This window comes from Mycobacterium mantenii (genome assembly GCF_001667865.1).
In the GTDB taxonomy this organism is placed as follows: Bacteria; Actinomycetota; Actinomycetes; order Mycobacteriales; family Mycobacteriaceae; genus Mycobacterium; species Mycobacterium mantenii_A.
In genome coordinates, this window is the sequence record NZ_LZJP01000012.1 from 99,791 (window position 1) to 117,215 (window position 17,425).

Here is a 17,425-nt window from a genome sequence, read left to right on the forward strand (position 1 = left end):
CTCGATCGATGGCGCCCACCCGCTTCGCCCGGCTCCGCCGCGCTTGCGATCGGCGCTACGACGAACTGGAGACCAGCTGGTCCACCTGCTGGCCACGCATCCGCTGGGAGATGACGGCGGTGATGCCGTCGCCCTGCATGGTCACGCCGTACAACGCGTCCGCGACCTCCATCGTCGGCTTCTGGTGCGTGATGATGATGAGCTGCGAGCGCGCCCGCAGCAGCTCGAACAGGGAGATCAGCCGCCGCAGGTTGGTGTCGTCGAGGGCGGCCTCCACCTCGTCCATGATGTAGAACGGCGACGGGCGGGCCCGGAAGATCGCCACCAGCATGGCCACCGCCGTCAGCGCCTTCTCGCCACCGGACAGCAGCGAGAGCCGGGTGACCTTCTTGCCCGGCGGGCGCGCCTCGACCTCGATGCCGGTGGTGAGCATGTCGTCGGGATTGGTGAGCCGCAGCCTGCCCTCACCGCCGGGGAACAGCACCGTGAAGACGTCGGAGAACTCGCGTTCCACGTCGGTGTAGGCCTCGCTGAATACCTGCAGGATGCGGGCGTCGACCTCGTCGACCACGCCGAGCAGGTCTTTGCGGGCGGCCTTGACGTCCTCGAGCTGGGTGGACAGGAAGTTGTAGCGCTCCTCGAGCGCGGCGAACTCCTCCAGCGCCAGCGGGTTGACCCTGCCGAGTTCGGCCAGCTCGCGCTCGGCCCGCTTGGCCCGGCGCTCCTGGGTGGGCCGGTCGTAGGGAATCGGCGCGGGCGCGAAAACCTGCTCACCGCGCTCCTTGGCCTGCTCGTATTCCGCCATCTCCAGCTCGGAGGGCGGCAGCTGATTCTCCGGGCCGTATTCGGCGACCAGATCGGCCGGCGCCATGCCGAACTGCTCGAGCACCATCTGCTCGAGCTGCTCGATCCGCATCGCCGCCTGAGCGTTGGCCACCTCGTCGCGGTGCAGGGAATCGGTCAGGGCGGCGACCCGGGCGCTCAACGCGTTCACCTCGTCGCGCACCGCGGCCATCGCGGTGGCACGCTGCTGGCGTTCGGCGGCCAGCGCGTCGCGGATCTTGGACGCGGCGTCGACGACCCCGTTCAGGCGCTGCGCCAGCAGCCGCCCGGAGTCGGCCACCGCCGCCGCCACCGCGGCGGCGCGCAGCCGTGCCTCGCGCGCCTGCTGGGCCCGCAAGCGGGCTTCGCGTTCGGCGGCGGCGGCGCGGCGCAACGAATCCGCCCGCCCGCGCACCGCGTTCGCACGCTCTTCGGCGGTACGCACCGCCAGCCGGGCCTCCACTTCGACGCTGCGGGCGGCCTCGGTCGCGGCGGCGATCTGCTGACGGTTCAGCGGCTCTTCGGTCGGCGCGTACTGGGTTTCCTGGGCGTTGCGCAGCCGGGTTTCCAGTTCGGTGACTTCCGCGACGGTCTGGGTCCGACCGGCCTCGAGCTCCTCGCGTTGGCGCAGCAACCCGCTCCACTCGTCTTCGGACGTCCGGGCGTCCTGACCGAGCCGGCCCAGCTGCTCGTACATCCCCGAGATCTCGCTGTCGGATTCGTTGAGCGCGGCCAGCGCCTGCTCGGCCGAGTCCTGACGGGCGGCCTGCTCGGTCAGCGCGCCGGACAGCGCCGCGGTCAGCTGGGCCACTTTGGCCTCGGCGGCGGCCAGTTCGTCGCTGGCCTTGTCGATCTCCGAGGTCACCTCGAGCGTGGACAGCTTGCGGTCCGAGCCGCCGCTTACCCAGCCGGCGCCCACCAGGTCGCCCTCGCGCGTGACCGCCCGCAAGTCGGGGTGCGCGGCCACCAGCGCCAGCGCCCCGTCCAGGTCGTCGACCACCGCGACGCCGGAGAGCATGGCCGTGATCGCGCCCCGCAGCCGTCCGGGCGCGTCGATCAGGTCCAGCGCCCACAGTGCACCCGCCGGGGCGGCCCGCGGCGGGGGCTGATCGGCGGGCCAGTCGCCCAGCACCAGCGCGGCGCGGCCGCCGTCGGCCTCCTTGAGCGCGGCGACGGCCGAACGGGCCGCGCCGAAGCTATCGGCGGCCAGGGCGTCGGCCGCCGATCCCAGCACTGCGGCCAGCGCCGCCTCATAGCCGGAACGCACTTTCACCAGCTTGGCCATGGGCCCTAAAAGCCCTGTGCCGCTGTGGTTTTGGGTGAGCCACGCGGCGCCGTCCTTGCGTTCGAGCCCGATCGCGAGCGCGTCGATGCGGGCCCGCAACGAGGCCACCTGGCGTTCGGCGTCCCGCTCGGCGGACTGCAGTTCGGCCACCCGTTCGTCGGCCAGCCGCAGGGCGGCGACGGTGCGCTCGTGGTGCTCGTCGAGACCCACCTCGCCCTGATCGAGTTCACCGACGCGGCCCTGGACGGTCTCGAATTCGACCTTGGCCTGCTGTGCGCGGGCTGCGGCCTGTTCGATGCGCTCGGACAGGCGCGCCACGCTGTCGTCGATTGATTCGACGCGCGCCCGCATCGTCTCCACCTGACCGGCCAGCCGCGCAAGGCCTTCTCGCCGATCCGCCTCCGCGCGCACCGCCGCCATGTGGGCCCGCTCGGCCTCGGCGGCTTCACGCTCGCGGTCGGCCAGTTCGGCGCGGGCCCCGTCCAGCCGGGTGCGCGCGCCGGCCAGTTCGGCGAGCAGCTGCTGCTCGGCGGCCGCCACCCGCTCGGCCTCGGCATCCAGTGCGTCGGGGTCGGTGTCGCTGGGCGCCGCGGGCTCCACGTCGAGGTGCTGGGCGCGCTCGTTGGCGATGCGGACCGTCGCGGCGACCCGCTCGGCCAGCGCGGACAGCGCAAACCAGGTGTGCTGGACCGACTCGGCCCGGCTCGAGAGTTCGCCGACCGCCGTCTCGTGCGTGGTCAGTTCCTCGGACGCCACGGCCAGCCGCGAGGCGGCCTGGTCGTGGTCGCGGCGCATGGCGGCCTCGGCCTCGAAGATCGCCTCGCGCTCACCCTGCCGGTTGACCAGGTCGTCGGCGGCCAGGCGCAGCCGGGCGTCGCGCAGGTCGGCCTGGATGGTCTGGGCCCGACGGGCGACCTCGGCCTGGCGGCCCAGCGGTTTGAGCTGTCGGCGCAGCTCGGTGGTCAGGTCGGTGAGCCGGGCCAGGTTGGCCGACATCGCATCGAGTTTGCGGAGGGCCTTTTCTTTGCGCTTGCGGTGCTTGAGCACACCGGCGGCTTCCTCGATGAAGGCGCGACGGTCCTCGGGCCGCGATTGCAGGATCTCGTCGAGCTTGCCCTGCCCGACGATGACGTGCATCTCGCGGCCGATGCCGGAGTCGCTCAGCAGCTCTTGAACGTCCATCAAACGGCAACTGCTGCCGTTGATTTCGTATTCACTGGCGCCGTCGCGGAACATCCGCCGGGTGATGGACACCTCGGAGTATTCGATGGGCAGCGCGTTGTCGGAGTTGTCGATGGTCACGGTGACCTCGGCGCGGCCCAGCGGGGCCCGCGACGAAGTCCCGGCGAAGATGACGTCTTCCATCTTCCCGCCGCGCAACGTCTTTGCCCCCTGCTCCCCCATGACCCAGGCCAGCGCGTCGACAACGTTGGATTTGCCGGAGCCGTTGGGCCCGACGACGGCGGTGATGCCCGGTTCGAAGCGCAGAGTCGTCGGCGAGGCGAAGGACTTGAAGCCCTTCAGCGTCAGACTCTTGAGGTACACGGCGAGCCAGACTACCGCTCAAATCGCCCGCGCCAGCCTCATCGCGGGGTGTCGCCAGGGCCGAAATATGCCCACCCGAGCACCCTTCGGCGCACCGGTCACAGTGGCCACATCAGTCACGGCTCGGGAAGCGATGTCGCGTGCGGAAACACGCTAGCGCCGGCGCTATCGCGTTCCGGATTCGACCATCGATGCCCCAGCCGGGGCTGGGGTGACTGATGTGACGCGCCGGGGCCCCGACGCGCCTTGACGCGCCGTCAGCGCTCGACCCTCAGCGCTCGACGAAACCCTCGAACCGTTCCTGCGGCTGCGACCAGTCGGCGACGACGGTGTCCACGTGGCCGGGCCGCGACGGCCACGACTCGCCGCCTTGCAGCAGTTCCAGCAGCTTCTCGCCGGCTTCCCGCGGCCCCTGGGCGACCACCAGAACGCGGCCATCGGCCTGGTTGGCCGCATAACCAGTGAGGCCCAGCTCGAGCGCCCGGCTGCGCGTCCACCAGCGGAAGCCGACGCCCTGGACCTTCCCGTGCACCCAGGCGGTGAGCCTGACGTCACGATCCGACATCGGCCACCTCGAACTTGACCTCCGTGCCGGATTTCAGCGTGCGCCCGACGGTGCAGACCTGATCGATGGCCCGTCCGACGACTACCAGCAGGCGTTCCTTCTCGTCGTCGGACAGGGCCGACAGGTCGAGTTCCAGCGCCTCCTGAAGCAGCGGATAGACCTCGCGTTCGCGGTCGGCAGCGCCGGAGACCCTGATGACCGCCTTGTAGTCGTCGCCCAGCCGGCGGGCCAGCGGCAGATCGCTGGACATCCCGCTGCACGCCGCCAGCGCGATCTTGAGCAGCTCGCCGGGCGTGAACACGCCGTCGGTGTCCTCGGCGCCGATCAGCACCTGTGCGCCACGTGAGCTGTACCCGGTGTAGCGGCGTGTTCCGGTGCGTTCCACCCACAGTTCGGCCATGGCTCATTTCTACCGGGCGCCCGGAGTTTCGAAGCGCGGGCATACTGCATGCATGGCCACCGTGGTCGCATTCCACGCCCACCCCGACGACGAGGTCGTGCTCACCGGCGGCACCCTGGCGCGGGCGGCCGCGGCCGGGCACCGGGTGGTGGTGGTCACCGCAACCGACGGGCGCGTGCACAACGAGGACGATAACTATCGCCTCGACGAATTACGCTCAAGCGCAAAGATTCTCGGAGCCCACCGGGTGGAGTGCCTGGGGTATGCCGACAGCGGCTACGGTCCGCTGTTCTACCCGGATCCACCCGGGCGCACCCGATTCGGGCGTGCGGATCTCGACGAGGCGGCCGGGCGGCTGGCCGGCATCCTGCGCGACGAGGGCGCCGATCTGCTGCTCAGCTACCAGCCCAACGGCGGCTACGGCCACCGCGACCACGTCCAGGTACACCACGTCGGCAAGCGGGCGGCCGAACTCGCCGCCATCCCGCGGGTGCTCGAGGTGACGATGCCGCGCGAATTGCTGCTGCGCGTCAGCGATCTCGCGCACCTGTTGCGGCTGCCGGGACCGTACGAGCGCGACCTCGTCCACGGCGCGTACGCGCCGCGCGCGACAATCACCCACCGGGTCAACGTCTTTCGCTTTGCGCGCCAGAAGCGAGACGCTTTCGCCGCGCACCGCTCTCAGATCGGCGCCTCCGGCCTGGCCGCGCGAGTGTTCGGGCTGCTGCTCCGGCTGCCGCCCCAGGTGTTCGGTGCGCTGTTCAGCCACGAGTGGTTCGTGGATCCGGCGTTGCCCACCGGGGCGCTGCGCCGCGACATCTTCGACTGAGTCAACCGAAAACTTTCACCCCCGCGGTCGCGGTTGACATCTCGGGCAGTAGAACGAGGAGCGGTTCATGAACTTCTCCCGGCGCATCACCGCCCCGCAGCGCCGGCAGGCTTCGCCCTCACGGCCGTAGGCGTCCAGGGACCGGTCGAAGTATCCGGATTCGCCGTTGACGTTGACGTACAGGGAATCAAACGAAGTTCCACCCTTGGCCAGCGCATCGCGCATCACCTCGGCGGCGGCGTCGAGCACGGCGGTCAACTGCTTGCGGCTCAGCGTGTCGGCGATCCGGGCCCCGTTCAGCTTGGCCCGCCACAGCGCCTCGTCGGCGTAGATGTTGCCGATCCCGGACACCACCTGCTGGTCGAGCAGCTGCCGCTTGATCTCGGAATGCTTGCGCCGCAACACTTTTACCACGGCATCCACATCGAACCGGGGGTCCAGCGGGTCACGCGCCAGATGTGCGACGGGCTCCGGCACCACGCTGCCGTCCACCTCGACCAGGTCGGCGAGCATCCACCCACCGAACGTGCGCTGGTCGGCGAAACTCAGCACGGTGCCGTCGTCGAGCAACGCGGAGATCCGGACGTGGTCGGCGCGCGGCACCTCGCCGAGCAGCATCTGTCCGCTCATGCCGAGGTGGACCACCAGCGCCGTATCCGATTCCGGCCCAGCGGGTTCCGTGTCCAGCAGCAGCCACAGATACTTGCCGCGCCGATCGGTCCCGGTGATCCGGGCATTGAGCAACCGGGCGGTCAGGTCCGCGGGCCCGGCCTCATGCCGACGCACGGCGCGTGGATGGTGCACCCGGACGGCGGTGATCGATTTGCCGACGACGTGGGCGTGCAAGCCGCGGCGCACCACCTCGACTTCTGGCAGTTCGGGCATCTAGTGATGATCGCAAGCGCGGCGAAGCCGGGCGCGCCGGGTCATCACCATCGGCCCGAAGAATGATCGCAAGCGCGGCGAAGCCGGGCGCGCCGGGTCATCACCATCAACCTAGACGGACGTCGTCCCCGCGGTGTCCAGCACGTCGAGTGTCTTCCAGGTGGCCGCCGCGGCCTTCTGCTCGGCTTCCTTCTTGGAGCGGCCCATACCCGTGCCGTATTCGGTGTCGGCCACCACGACGACCGCGGTGAATTCCTTGTCGTGATCGGGGCCGGTGGAGGTGACGACGTAGGACGGGGCGCCCATACCGCGCGCCGCGGTCAGTTCCTGCAGGCTGGTCTTCCAGTCCAGCCCGGCCCCCAACGTCGGCGCGGCGTCCAGCAGCGGGCCGAACAGGCGCAGGATCACCTCGCGCGCGACGTCGATGCCGTGATCGAGGTAGATCGCGCCCAGCAGCGATTCCATCCCGTCGGCCAGGATGCTCGATTTGTCGGCGCCGCCGGTATTCGCCTCCCCACGCCCCAGCAGCAGGTGGCCGCCCAGGCCTCCGTCGCACAGCTTGCGCGCGACGGCGGCCAACGCCTGGGTGTTGACCACGCTGGCCCGCAGTTTGGCCAGGTCACCCTCGGTACGGTCGGGATGGCGGTGGTACAGCTCGTCGGTGATCATCAGCCCCAGCACGGCGTCGCCCAGGAATTCCAGACGTTCGTTGGTCGGCAGGCCGCCGTGCTCGTAGGCGTAACTGCGATGCGTCAGCGCCAGGGACAGCAGTTCGTCGGACAGCTCGACCCCGAGGGCGTCGAGCAGGGCTTGCCGCGAACTCACCGCTCCCCCCGTGACTCGTCGGCCTCGGCGCCGAACATGCCCGAAAGCTTGGCCCAGCGCGGATCGATGCGATCGTGCTGATGGCCCGGCTCGGCGGCCAGCGAAACACCGCACTCGGGGCACAGGCCCGGGCAGTCCGGGCTGCACACGGGCGAGAACGGAAGCTCAAGTCCCACCGCGTCGACGATGGACTGCTCGAGGTCGATGATGTCGTCGACGATGTGGCCCACCTCGTCTTCCTCGGTGGTCGCCTCGGTGGTGCTGTCCGGGTAGGCGAACAGCTCGGTCAGCCGCACCTGCACGTGGCCGTCGAGCTTGGTCAGGCAACGCGAGCATTCGCCGGTGGTGGGCGCGTCCACCGTGCCGGTCACCAGGACGCCTTCGGACACCGATTGAATCTGCAGATCCAGCTCGAGCGGGGCGTCCGCCTCGATCGCGATCATGTCCAGCCCGATGCGCGACGGACTGGGCACGCTTTTCCGCAGGGTCACCATCGCCCCGGGACGGCGCCCGAGCCGGGTGATGTCGAACGCCATCGGCGCGGCCAGCCGTGACGCCGCGCCGCGGGCCGATCGTGTGCTGTGCTGCCGCGTCATAAAAGGAAATCCTACGGCGCTGACCGCATATTTCCAGGGCGCGCCCGCCCGGCAAACAGTCCGCGAAGGGCTAGCGGACCGCGTAGTCGTGGGTTCCGGCCGCCGTCCTCAGCTGGTGACGACCGCGCCCCACCGACCGCAAGGTGCCGTTGAGGAATTCCTCGAACTCGGCCAGCTTGTTGTCGACGTAAATGTCGCACTCGCCGCGCAGCCGGTCGGCCTCGGCGTGCGCCGAGTCGATGAGGCGGGTGGCTTCGGCGTTGGCGGCCTCGACCACGCTGTTCTGCGAGACCAGGCGCTGTTGCTCCTTGATGCCCTCTTGCACGGCCTTCTCGTAGGAGATGTTGCCGTTTTCCAGAAGCCGGTCGGCCTCGGCCTGGGCGCGGCCGACGCTGGCTTCGTATTCGCGCTTGGCCGCCGTGGCGATGCGCATCGACTCCTCGCGGGCCTCGCCGACCATCCGCTCGCTGTGCTGGCGGGCCTCGCTCACCATCCGGTCGGCCTGCGCCTTGGCGTCGGACAGCAGGCGGTCGGCCTCCGCGCGGGCGTGGTTGAGCATCGACTCCGACTCGGTGGTCGCCGAGGACACCATGGACTCGGAGTGCGTCTTGGCGTCCTGCAGCATGGAGTCACGCGCATCCAGCACGTCCTGGGCGTCGTCCAGTTCGCCCGGGATGGCGTCCTTGATGTCGTCGATCAGCTCCAGCACGTCGCCGCGGGGCACCACGCAGCCGGCCGTCATCGGAACGCCACGGGCTTCTTCCACGATGGCGCTGAGTTCGTCCAGCGCCTCAAAGACTCGATACACGGCCACACCCTCCTGGCGTTTCCAAAGATCCTGTTGTTACCAGTGTGCCTGGTGTTGTCCCTGTGACAGCGGTGGCGACACCGGTGTGTCGGGTATTTGCCCGCTCGGGCCGCGTCAAACGCCCCGTCGCGCCGCTGCCGGCCTGGCCGTTGGAAGTGAGATTCATCGAAAAGCGCCTGTTCACGCTGTTACCGCGGCCGCGACGGCCGCGTGCGGTGGTTCATCCATATTCGTTGCCGAGCCCCGTCGATGCGGGACGGGCGCAGGCCCGGGGTTTGCGTCGACGCGCCGAGGCCCGGCTATTTGCCCGCGATTCTAGGTGCCCGGCGGCCGGGGCACTATCCGGACCGCCATGTGCGCGGGGGCGCGACGCGTCGAGCGCCTTAACGTAGGTGACGATCTTGCCGAGCGGATGCTTAGGCGCCGCGCAGCCGGATAACCCACGGGTGGCGTCTTGCAGCCACGGCGCGATGGCGTCATATACCCCTGAGGGGTATAGTCCCGGGGATGGGTGCGGGCTCCCTCCGAAGCCAGTGGGTCTACCGCAGGAGGACACAGTGACGGTGCTATCAGCGGTCGGGCACGCGTTGACGCTCGCGGCGTCGATGACGTGGGAAATCCTGTGGGCGCTGATTTTGGGCTTCGCCCTTTCGGCGGTGGTGCAGGCCGTGGTGCGACGCTCAACGATCGTGGCGCTGATGGGTGACGATCGCCCGCGCACCCTGGCGATCTCCGCCGGGCTGGGAGCGGCATCGTCGTCGTGCTCGTACGCCGCGGTGGCGCTGGCGCGATCGCTGTTTCGCAAGGGCGCCAACTTCACCGCCGCGATGGCGTTCGAAATCGGTTCCACCAACCTGGTGGTGGAGCTGGGCATCATCCTGGCCCTGCTGATGGGCTGGCAATTCACCGCCGCCGAATTCGTCGGCGGCCCACTGATGATCGTCGTGCTGGCCGTCTTGTTCCGGCTGTTCGTGCGGTCGCGCCTCGTCGACGCCGCCCGAGAGCAGGCCGAGCGGGGAATCGCCGGCTCGATGGAAGGCCATGCCGCCATGGACATGTCGATCAAAGGCGAAGGCTCGTTTGCACGACGGCTGTTCTCCCCGGACGGTTTCACCTCGGTTTCGCACGTGTTCGTGATGGAGTGGCTGGCGATCCTGCGCGACCTCGTCCTGGGCCTGCTGATCGCGGGTGCCGTCGCGGCCTGGGTTCCCGAAAAGTTCTGGCAGATCTTCTTTTTGGCCGATCACCCGGGCCTCTCGGCGCTGTGGGGACCGATCGTCGGGCCCATCGTGGCGATCGTGTCCTTCGTGTGCTCCATCGGCAACGTCCCGCTGGCCGCGGTGTTGTGGAACGGAGGCATCAGCTTCGGCGGCGTCATCGCGTTCATCTACGCCGACCTGCTGATCCTTCCGATCTTGAACATCTACCGCAAGTACTACGGCACCAAGATGATGCTGACGCTGCTGGGCACCTTCTACGCCGCGATGGTCGCCGCCGGTTATCTGGTCGAATTGATCTTCAGCACAACACATCTCATTCCCACACAGCGTAACGCCACGGTGATCGAGGCGTCGATCTCCTGGAACTACACGACCTGGCTCAACATCGCGTTTATGGCGCTCGCTGCCATCCTGGTCGTCCGGTTCGTCACCTCCGGGGGTTTACCGATGGCGCGCATGATGGGCGGCTCCCCCGAAGCCGGCGACGCCCAGCATCGTCACTGACCTCAGGGCCGCGGCAACCGCACGTCCAGCACCGCGCACCGCCCTTGGTCGGCCTCGCCGAGCGCCCAACCGAGGGCCTCGCTCATCTCCGCCGGCGTGTGCACGGTACGTCCGCTGCCTCCGCAGGCCTTGGCGAGGGCGGCGTAGTCGGTGTCCGGGGTGAGCCGAGTTTCGCAGAAGTCGTTCTCCCGCACCGAGACTCCATCGGGATACAACCCCATCACCGGCAGCTTGGAGGCCAGGTACGACTGGTTGTTCAAGACGACCGTCACGAAGGGCGCGCCGTAGCGGTGGGCCGACCACAGCGCGGCGGTGGGCACCCCGAAGTTGAACGAACCGTCACCGCAGATGGCCACGACGGGCGCCTCCGGCCGCGCGAGCTTCACCCCGAAGGCGCCGCCGAGCGCCCAGCCCAATGCCGGTGCGCCCGTGTCGAAGAGGCGCCCGGGGGACCGCCGCACCTGTCGGGCCATGGCGGCCCGGTTGGTCACGGCCTCCTGGACCACCACCGCGTCGTCGGGCAGGGCGCGGCCCAGCGCACCCAGCATCGCATCGGGGACGTCCGCCGGGAGGTCGGAGGCGGCCCGGCGAGCCGCCTCCTGCCGGCATTGCTCGGCGCCGGCCTCGGCCTCCTGTCGGCGTGCGGCCCACTTCTCCCGTAGCTCGTCGGTGGCCAGCCGCAACAGGGTCTGCTCGAGCAGCAGCAGCGCCACGCGGGTGTCCGCGGTCAACGCGATCTCGACCGGATAGGTCCACAGCGGCATGCTCGGTTTGACCGGATCCCCGTCGATCTGCACCACGCGGGCGTCCGCGGGCGGGGCCAGCTGCGCGGGCACCCAGGGCACTTCGCAGTCCAACAGCAGCACGGTGTCGGCGCTTTCCAGCGGCCCCGCGTCGCCCACCACGTGCAGCGGATGTCCCGGCGGCAGGTTGGCGCGGTCACCCTGATCGATCACCGGCGCACCGAGCAACTCGGCGATGCGGCCCAGCACGGTCGCGGTCCCCGGGTCGGCGGCGGTCCTGGCCGTGACGATGACAACCCGCTTGCCCGCCACCAGGATTCCCGCCAGGCGTCCCAGCGCACCCGGATCCGGGCCGGGCGGCACGGCGGGCGGCAGCCTGCGCGGCAGGGCGCCGACGCCGTGCTCCATCAACGCTTCTCGGGGCAGCATCACGTACGCGGGTCCGGACTGGCAGGATTGGGCGACCTGGAATGCCCGACGGACGATCGGGGCGAGCTCGCGGCCGCGGGGAACCTCCATGTGCCACTTGACATAGTTGCGCACGACACCCGGCTGGTCGAGTTGCTCCTGCTGCCAATGGATGTAGGTATCACGGTGACCGCGCACCTGCGGCGCGGAACTGTAGGGAGTCCGCCCGGCGAACACCACCACCGGAGTTCCGTTGCGCTGCGCGTTGTGCAGCTGGCAGCCCAGATTCAGCGTGCCGGCGTCGACGTGCACCATGACCGCCTGCGGGCGGCCACTGGCCATGTGGTGGCCGATGGCCGCCGCCAGCGCGATGCTCTCGTGCACGCACAACACCGCCTGCGGGCTCGGCGTGCCGGATGCGCGCGCCGCCGCCAGCGCCTCCTGGATCGGTGCGGAATCGGTTCCGGGGTTGATGAAGAAGTGCGCGACCCCTTCGTCGGCGAGCAGCGCGACCAGATCGGCCGCGGCCTCGGGTACGTCGAACAGATTGTCTACCGTCATGGCTGCCGTTCTCCTATCGACGTCGGCGACCTCGCGTACCCCCTCCTCAGGACCAGATCTACAAGATACGTTCCGCGTGGGCGTCTGCGATCTTTTCCGGTTGACTGGGTTCGGCGTGGCGCGCTCCAACCCGTCGACCGCCCTTTGCGAGGGACTCATGGGTAATCGACGGAGAACTCGGACATCATCGGGTACCCGTCACGCGGCCGCTTATTCCAGGCCGCGGTCGGCTTCGTCAATGCGATTGCCGCCCAAGGCTTTCGGGGCGACGATCGACCGCCTCAGGACCGGCCCGAAAGCCGTTCGCGCAAGCGGCGATTGACGGGTTCGGGCAGCAGTTCCGACACGTCGCCACCGAGCATCGCGACCTCTTTGGCCAGCGATGAGGACACGAACGAGTAGCGCGGGGCGGTCGCGACGAAAAACGTGTCCACGCCGGCGACGTGTTTGTTCATCTGCGCCATCTGCAGCTCGTATTCGAAGTCGGTGCCGGTGCGCAGCCCCTTCACGATGGCGGTCACCCCGCGGGACCGGGCGAAGTCGACGACCAGACCTTGCCCGGCTTCCACCCGCAGGTTGGGCAGGTGCGTCGTCGATTCGTTGATCATCGCGATCCGCTCGTCGAGGTCGAACATGCCCTTCTTGGCGGGGTTGGTCAGGATGGCCACCACGACCTCGTCGAACTGAGCCGACGCGCGCTCGAAGACGTCGATGTGGCCCAACGTCACCGGGTCGAACGACCCGGGGCACACCGCGCCCGTCACGCGGGCGATCCAACGACGTGATGCGGAGCGGCGCAACTGCCGCGCGCCGAGACGATGCAGAGCGAAGCGATGCTGAGGAGCGGCGCCATGCCGCGCGCCGAGACGATGCAGAGCGAAGCGATGCTGAGGAGCGGCGCCATGCCGGACGACGTTACACGCCACGTCAAAGCCGCTCGGCCAGCTCCAGACGGGTGTCGCCATAAACCCTGTGCGGCCACACCGACCAACCCGCCGGCCACTTCAGCGGTGCACCGCCGGCCGCCCGCTCCACCACCACGACGCTGCCTTCGCGCACCCAGCCGTGCGCGGGCAGCGCCTCCAGCACCGCCTCGACCTCCGCGGCGTCCACGTCGTAGGGCGGGTCGGCCAGCACCAGATCGAACGCGGTCGCGGTTCCGGCCGCCAGCACGGTCGCCACCGCTCCCCGGCGCAGCGTCGCACCGGGCAGACCCACGGTTTCGATGTTGCGGGCGATCACCGATCCGGTGCGCGGGTCCGACTCCACCAACAGCGCCGCGGCGGCGCCGCGGGAGAGCGCCTCCAATCCCAGCGCGCCCGATCCGGCGTAGAGGTCCAACACCCTGCGCCCGGCCAGCTCCAGGCGGGCGGTCAGGATGTTGAACAGCGACTCGCGCACCCGGTCGGTGGTGGGCCTGGCACCTCGTGGCGGGACCGCGATGCGACGGCCCCCGGCCGCGCCGCCAATGATCCGGGTCACGTGCAGCTACCTACAGCAGCGTCGACCAGTAGTCCCAGAACCGCGCCATGATCATCAAAAACACCGCGGTGAACCAGAGCGCGGCGATCGACCATCGCCACTGGAAAAGCACCGCCGCCACACCGGTTTGCCGGCGCTGCAACACCGGGCGATAAGCGATCGCGGCGACCACCACCAGCAGCGAGATGGTCACCACCCACACCACCATGCAGTACGGGCACAGCGCGCCGATGCGATACAGGCTCTGGAAGATCAGCCAGTGCACGAACGCCGCGCCGACCACCAGCCCGATCGTCAGCCCCACCCAATACCATTGGGGCAGAGCCACTTTCGTCAGCGCCAGCAGCCCGGTGACGACCACCACGGTGAAGGCCATCAACCCCAGTAGCGGATTGGGGAAGCCCAGCAGCGATGCCTGCGGCGTGACCATCACCGAGCCGCAGGACAGGATCGGGTTGAGGTTGCACGACGGCACGTACGCCGGGTTGAGCAGCAGGTCGATCTTCTCGACCGTCAGCGTCATCGACGCGACCAACCCGATCAGGCCGGCGATCAGCACCCACCAGGCGCTGAGCGCAGGCACTCGCGCCGCCGGAAGCGCATCCGGTGTCAGGTCGCCGGTGAGATCGGCGGCTTTTGTCGTCACCGCACTGGTCACATGGAGGCCGGCGCCACCGCGCCGTCGATGCCCGGAATGTTGCCCACGATCGCCTTGATCTTGCTGACCAGCGCATCGGGTGTCGACGGGTCGTAGTCATCGCCGTTGATCTTGATGGTGGGCGTGGCGTTGATGTGCCCGGCCGCCGCTTCGCCGGTGACCTTGGACAGGTACTTGCCGCTGTTGATGCAGTCCGGCACCTTGCCCACCACACCGGCCTCGCGGGCGAGCTCGATCAGCCGCGCGTTGTCCGGGAAACTCTTGCCGGTTTCGCTGGGCTGAATGTCGGTGCTGAACAGCGCGGTGTGGAACCGCCGGAACGCGTCCTGGGACTCGTCGGCGACGCACAGGGCCGCGGCACCCGCGCGCGACGAATAGTTCTGGTTCCGCGAGCTGTCGAGGATCGACACCATGTTGTAGTCGGCCGCGATGGCGCCGAGGTCGATGAGCCTGGACACCGTCGGGCCGAAGGTGCGCTCGAAGTTGCCGCAGGCCGGGCACAGGAAGTCCTCGTAGAACGTCACGACGGCCTTGGGGTTGCTGCTGCCGGGCTGGGTGATCAGTTTGCTCGAGGTCACCCGGACCGTGTCGCCCGCACCGGTGGGGCCGGTCTTCTTGTGGTGCGACGTCACGATGTAGAAGACGAGGGCGACCGCGAAGATCACCACGAAGGCGGTGCCGCCGATCTGGACGAGCCGGCTCGACTTACCGCCGGAGGCCGACTTCATGTCGAATCGCGGGGGACGTTTGGGTTTGTCGGCCACAGGTTCCCTGATCTTTCGGTACGAGTTGTCGGTCTGCCCGGGGCGGACAAAGCGATCGGACAAGGCGCCTCTAGATTACCGGCGCCGACCGCTCACGGATTCAGACCCGGCTCAGGTGTGCGCGCAGGGCCGAAATCAGCTCGCTGGTCGCGACCATGCTGTCGCCACCGAGTTGGAACAGGTTGGCGAAGCCGTGGGTCAGCGAGCCCAGGTACCGCAGGTCGACCGCGACGCCGGCCGCGCGCAGCGCGTCGGCGTAGCTCTCGCCCTCGTCGCGCAGCGGGTCGAAACCCGCGACCGCGACCAGCGCGGGCGCCAGGCCGGTCAGCGATTCGGCCAGCGCCGGCGATATCCGCGGATCGGTGCGGTCGAGGTTCGAACGCCGCAGGTACTGCGATTCGAACCAGTCGATGTCCCGCTTGGTGAGTAGGAAGCCGCGCGAGAACAGGGTCAGCGACCGGTTCTGCGCGGTGAAGTCGGTCCGCGGATAGATCAGCCACTGCAGCACCGGCGCCGGGGCGCCCTCGTCGCGCGCGATCTGGCTGACGACGGCGGCGAGGTTACCGCCGGCGCTGTCCCCGCCGACGGCGACCCGTCCCGGCGTCGCGCCCAGCTCACCGGCGTGCTCGTAGGCCCAGGTGAAGGCCGCGTAGGCGTCCTCGATCGCGGCCGGCGCCGGGTGCTCGGGGGCCAGCCGGTAGTCGATCGACAGCACGTGGATGCCGGCGTCGCGGCAGGTCAGCCTGCACAAGGCGTCGTGGGTGTCCAGGTCGCCGATCGACCAGCCGCCGCCGTGGTAGAAGACCAGCAGCGGTGCCGCCTCGCCGCCGGCCGGACGGTAGTGCCGGGCCGGGATCTCGCCGGCCGGGCCGGGCAGCGACAGCTCGGCCACGTCCACGTGAATCTGCGGGCCGGGGAACCCCACGGTCGACTCGCGCATCTGGGCGCGCGAGGTTTGCGGGTCGTCGTCGACGACCAGCCCGTCGATGCCGACGGCGCGCAGACCCGACAGCATCAGCTGCAAGGTCGGATCCAGCGTGTTGCCGTCGATCATGACCGACCGACCGCGGACCAGTCCCCGCCTGATGGCGGTGGGGATCCACGGGATGACCTTGGCCCCTGCGTTGGTGACGGCGCCCTGGATGCGAGTGGCCAGCCGCACCGAGGCGCGGTCGGCTTCGAATTCCAGCTCCGGCGCGCCAGACATGGGCCTGGTCATGGGTAACCCCCTTAAACAACACGTGCTAACGCTCGCCGGCGAACGGTTATTCGCCCCGGCCGCCCGTCGCCTCGGCGTCGTGCCGGCCGCGCGGCCACCAACAGGCGGTCAAAACCACGGTCTACCGGCGGATCGACGTCGCCGCGCCACGCGGGAGAACGGCCGAGCGGCTGCCGGTTCCGGTGTGCCGCGCGTCTCACTGTACGTGGTGCGTCCCCGGCGCCGACGGCGCGGATGGACACCTGCCCAGGTGTTGATTACGTTGCTTTTACTGGCTCGGTAATATCGTGGTCCCCAAGTCGGTGAGCCTTCATCGGATTGCGAGCAACTTCGACGTGTTCGATATCGAACTGAGCGCTTCGAATTCGGCGCCCATACGGCGCTGATCTTCTCGCTCGATGACGGAGTCCGGCTCGGCGCACAATCTCGAACCTTCAATTTCACAGGCAGGTGAATGCATTGACTGGCGAGTCGGGCTCCGCCGTACCCTCAATCGCTCTCAACGACGAGAACACGATTCCGGCCCTCGGCCTGGGCGTCGCGGAATTGTCGGATGACGAGACCGAACGCGCAGTGTCGGCGGCACTGGAAATCGGCTGCCGGCTGATCGACACCGCCGCCGTCTACGGGAATGAAGCCGCCGTCGGGCGTGCCATCGCCGCCTCCGGCATTCCCCGCGCCGAGCTGTTCGTCACCACCAAGCTGGCCACCGCCGACCAGGGTTTCAAGGGGGCGATGGACGCCTGCGCCGCGAGTCTGGAGCGCCTGGGGCTGGATTACGTCGACCTCTACCTGATTCACTGGCCGGCCGCGTCGCTGGGCACCTATGTGAACTCGTTCGGCGGCCTGATCCAGTCGCGCGGGGATGGTCTTGCCCGCTCGATCGGTGTCTCCAACTTCACCGAGGAGCACCTGACGACGGTCATCGACCTCACCTTCGTCACCCCGGCCGTCAACCAGATCGAGCTGCACCCGCTGCTCAATCAGGAAGCGCTGCGCAAGACCAACGCCGAGCACAACGTCCTCACCCAGTCCTACACACCGCTGGCGCTGGGCAAGCTGAACGACAACCCGACGGTGAACTCGGTGGCCGGCGAATACGGCAAGACCGCCTCGCAGGTGCTGCTGCGATGGAACGTGCAGCTGGGCAACGCGGTCGTCTTCCGGTCGGCCAAGGCCGAGCACATCGCCTCCAACCTGGACGTGTTCGACTTCGAGTTGGCCGAGGAGCACATGGACGCGATCAACGGGCTCAACGACGGCACCCGGCTGCGCCCCGACCCGGAGACCTACACGGGCTCATAAC

At 69.0% G+C, this 17,425-nt stretch carries 17 protein-coding genes; 3 read left to right on the plus strand and 14 right to left on the minus strand.

Features of this window, described 5'->3' with window-relative positions; genetic code table 11:
* Positions 1-55 precede the first annotated feature (55 nt).
* From smc to A5688_RS01755, 3 genes are all read right to left on the minus strand, one after another.
* Entirely contained in the window at positions 56-3,652 is a 3,597-nt protein-coding gene (gene smc / locus A5688_RS01745; protein ID WP_068268033.1) for a chromosome segregation protein SMC, read from the minus strand.
* A 271-nt stretch (positions 3,653-3,923) separates the two neighbouring features.
* Positions 3,924-4,217, minus strand: coding sequence for an acylphosphatase (locus tag A5688_RS01750; RefSeq protein WP_067835415.1), 294 nt, complete (start codon positions 4,215-4,217; stop codon positions 3,924-3,926).
* A complete protein-coding gene (locus tag A5688_RS01755) occupies positions 4,204-4,617 on the minus strand; it encodes an OsmC family protein (RefSeq protein ID WP_067835417.1) in 414 nt (137 codons plus the stop codon). Before A5688_RS01755 ends, A5688_RS01750 begins: the two co-directional genes overlap by 14 nt.
* Before the next feature lie 52 nt (positions 4,618-4,669).
* Here A5688_RS01755 and A5688_RS01760 point away from each other — a divergent pair, with 52 nt between their 5' ends.
* Positions 4,670-5,446 carry a PIG-L deacetylase family protein gene (locus A5688_RS01760; protein ID WP_067835419.1) on the plus strand — a complete coding sequence of 259 codons (777 nt, stop codon included), beginning with the start codon at positions 4,670-4,672 and terminating at the stop codon, positions 5,444-5,446.
* Between the two features lie 15 nt (positions 5,447-5,461).
* On the opposite strand, the gene mutM is transcribed toward A5688_RS01760, so the two are convergent.
* The 4 genes from mutM to sepIVA all read right to left on the minus strand — a co-directional run bounded on the left by mutM (position 5,462) and on the right by sepIVA (position 8,560).
* Entirely contained in the window at positions 5,462-6,331 is an 870-nt protein-coding gene (gene mutM / locus A5688_RS01765; protein WP_067835421.1) for a DNA-formamidopyrimidine glycosylase, read from the minus strand.
* A gap of 111 nt (positions 6,332-6,442) precedes the next feature.
* Positions 6,443-7,156, minus strand: a complete 714-nt coding sequence (rnc, locus tag A5688_RS01770; protein WP_067835423.1) for a ribonuclease III — start codon at positions 7,154-7,156, stop codon at positions 6,443-6,445.
* Positions 7,153-7,752, minus strand: a complete 600-nt coding sequence (locus A5688_RS01775; RefSeq protein ID WP_207546577.1) for a YceD family protein — start codon at positions 7,750-7,752, stop codon at positions 7,153-7,155. The genes rnc and A5688_RS01775 overlap by 4 nt, the downstream gene beginning before the upstream one ends.
* A 70-nt stretch (positions 7,753-7,822) precedes the next feature.
* Positions 7,823-8,560: a cell division protein SepIVA gene (gene sepIVA / locus A5688_RS01780; RefSeq protein WP_067835510.1), complete on the minus strand. Its 738-nt coding sequence runs from the start codon at positions 8,558-8,560 to the stop codon at positions 7,823-7,825.
* A 533-nt stretch (positions 8,561-9,093) separates the two neighbouring features.
* Here sepIVA and A5688_RS01785 point away from each other — a divergent pair.
* The gene (locus A5688_RS01785; RefSeq protein ID WP_120312440.1) at positions 9,094-10,284 is read left to right on the plus strand and encodes a permease; all 1,191 of its coding nucleotides are present in this window, start codon (positions 9,094-9,096) and stop codon (positions 10,282-10,284) included.
* 2 nt (positions 10,285-10,286) lie between these two features.
* On the opposite strand, the gene A5688_RS01790 is transcribed toward A5688_RS01785, so the two are convergent.
* From A5688_RS01790 to A5688_RS01815, 7 genes are all read right to left on the minus strand, one after another.
* Positions 10,287-11,996: a thiamine pyrophosphate-requiring protein gene (locus tag A5688_RS01790; RefSeq protein WP_067911990.1), complete on the minus strand. Its 1,710-nt coding sequence runs from the start codon at positions 11,994-11,996 to the stop codon at positions 10,287-10,289.
* 281 nt (positions 11,997-12,277) lie between these two features.
* Complete coding sequence (gene coaD, locus A5688_RS01795) at positions 12,278-12,760, minus strand: pantetheine-phosphate adenylyltransferase (RefSeq protein WP_067911993.1); 483 nt, start codon at positions 12,758-12,760, stop codon at positions 12,278-12,280.
* The gene (locus tag A5688_RS27620) at positions 12,757-12,900 is read right to left on the minus strand and encodes a hypothetical protein (RefSeq protein ID WP_165607443.1); all 144 of its coding nucleotides are present in this window, start codon (positions 12,898-12,900) and stop codon (positions 12,757-12,759) included. The genes coaD and A5688_RS27620 overlap by 4 nt, the downstream gene beginning before the upstream one ends.
* Positions 12,901-12,923: 23 nt before the next feature.
* Positions 12,924-13,478, minus strand: coding sequence for a 16S rRNA (guanine(966)-N(2))-methyltransferase RsmD (gene rsmD, locus A5688_RS01800; RefSeq protein ID WP_067835429.1), 555 nt, complete (start codon positions 13,476-13,478; stop codon positions 12,924-12,926).
* Between the two features lie 10 nt (positions 13,479-13,488).
* Positions 13,489-14,136, minus strand: coding sequence for a vitamin K epoxide reductase family protein (locus A5688_RS01805; protein ID WP_067835431.1), 648 nt, complete (start codon positions 14,134-14,136; stop codon positions 13,489-13,491).
* Positions 14,133-14,900: a DsbA family protein gene (locus tag A5688_RS01810; protein ID WP_067835433.1), complete on the minus strand. Its 768-nt coding sequence runs from the start codon at positions 14,898-14,900 to the stop codon at positions 14,133-14,135. The genes A5688_RS01805 and A5688_RS01810 overlap by 4 nt, the downstream gene beginning before the upstream one ends.
* 100 nt (positions 14,901-15,000) lie before the next feature.
* Positions 15,001-16,107, minus strand: coding sequence for an alpha/beta hydrolase (locus A5688_RS01815; protein WP_431602669.1), 1,107 nt, complete (start codon positions 16,105-16,107; stop codon positions 15,001-15,003).
* 471 nt (positions 16,108-16,578) lie between these two features.
* Between A5688_RS01815 and A5688_RS01820 the strand changes: the two genes are divergently transcribed.
* A complete protein-coding gene (locus tag A5688_RS01820) occupies positions 16,579-17,424 on the plus strand; it encodes an aldo/keto reductase (protein ID WP_067912150.1) in 846 nt (281 codons plus the stop codon).
* Position 17,425: the final 1 nt, after the last annotated feature.

Coding starts and splice junctions, on each gene's coding strand:
- A5688_RS01755 (WP_067835417.1), bottom strand. CDS start 4,617: ATGGCCGAACTGTGGGTGGAACGCACCGGAACACGCCGCTACACCGGG.
- A5688_RS27620 (WP_165607443.1), bottom strand. CDS start 12,900: ATGGCGCCGCTCCTCAGCATCGCTTCGCTCTGCATCGTCTCGGCGCGC.
- A5688_RS01760 (WP_067835419.1), top strand. CDS start 4,670: ATGGCCACCGTGGTCGCATTCCACGCCCACCCCGACGACGAGGTCGTG.
- A5688_RS01750 (WP_067835415.1), bottom strand. CDS start 4,217: ATGTCGGATCGTGACGTCAGGCTCACCGCCTGGGTGCACGGGAAGGTC.
- A5688_RS01775 (WP_207546577.1), bottom strand. CDS start 7,752: ATGACGCGGCAGCACAGCACACGATCGGCCCGCGGCGCGGCGTCACGG.
- A5688_RS01815 (WP_431602669.1), bottom strand. CDS start 16,107: ATGTCTGGCGCGCCGGAGCTGGAATTCGAAGCCGACCGCGCCTCGGTG.
- A5688_RS01790 (WP_067911990.1), bottom strand. CDS start 11,996: ATGACGGTAGACAATCTGTTCGACGTACCCGAGGCCGCGGCCGATCTG.
- mutM (WP_067835421.1), bottom strand. CDS start 6,331: ATGCCCGAACTGCCAGAAGTCGAGGTGGTGCGCCGCGGCTTGCACGCC.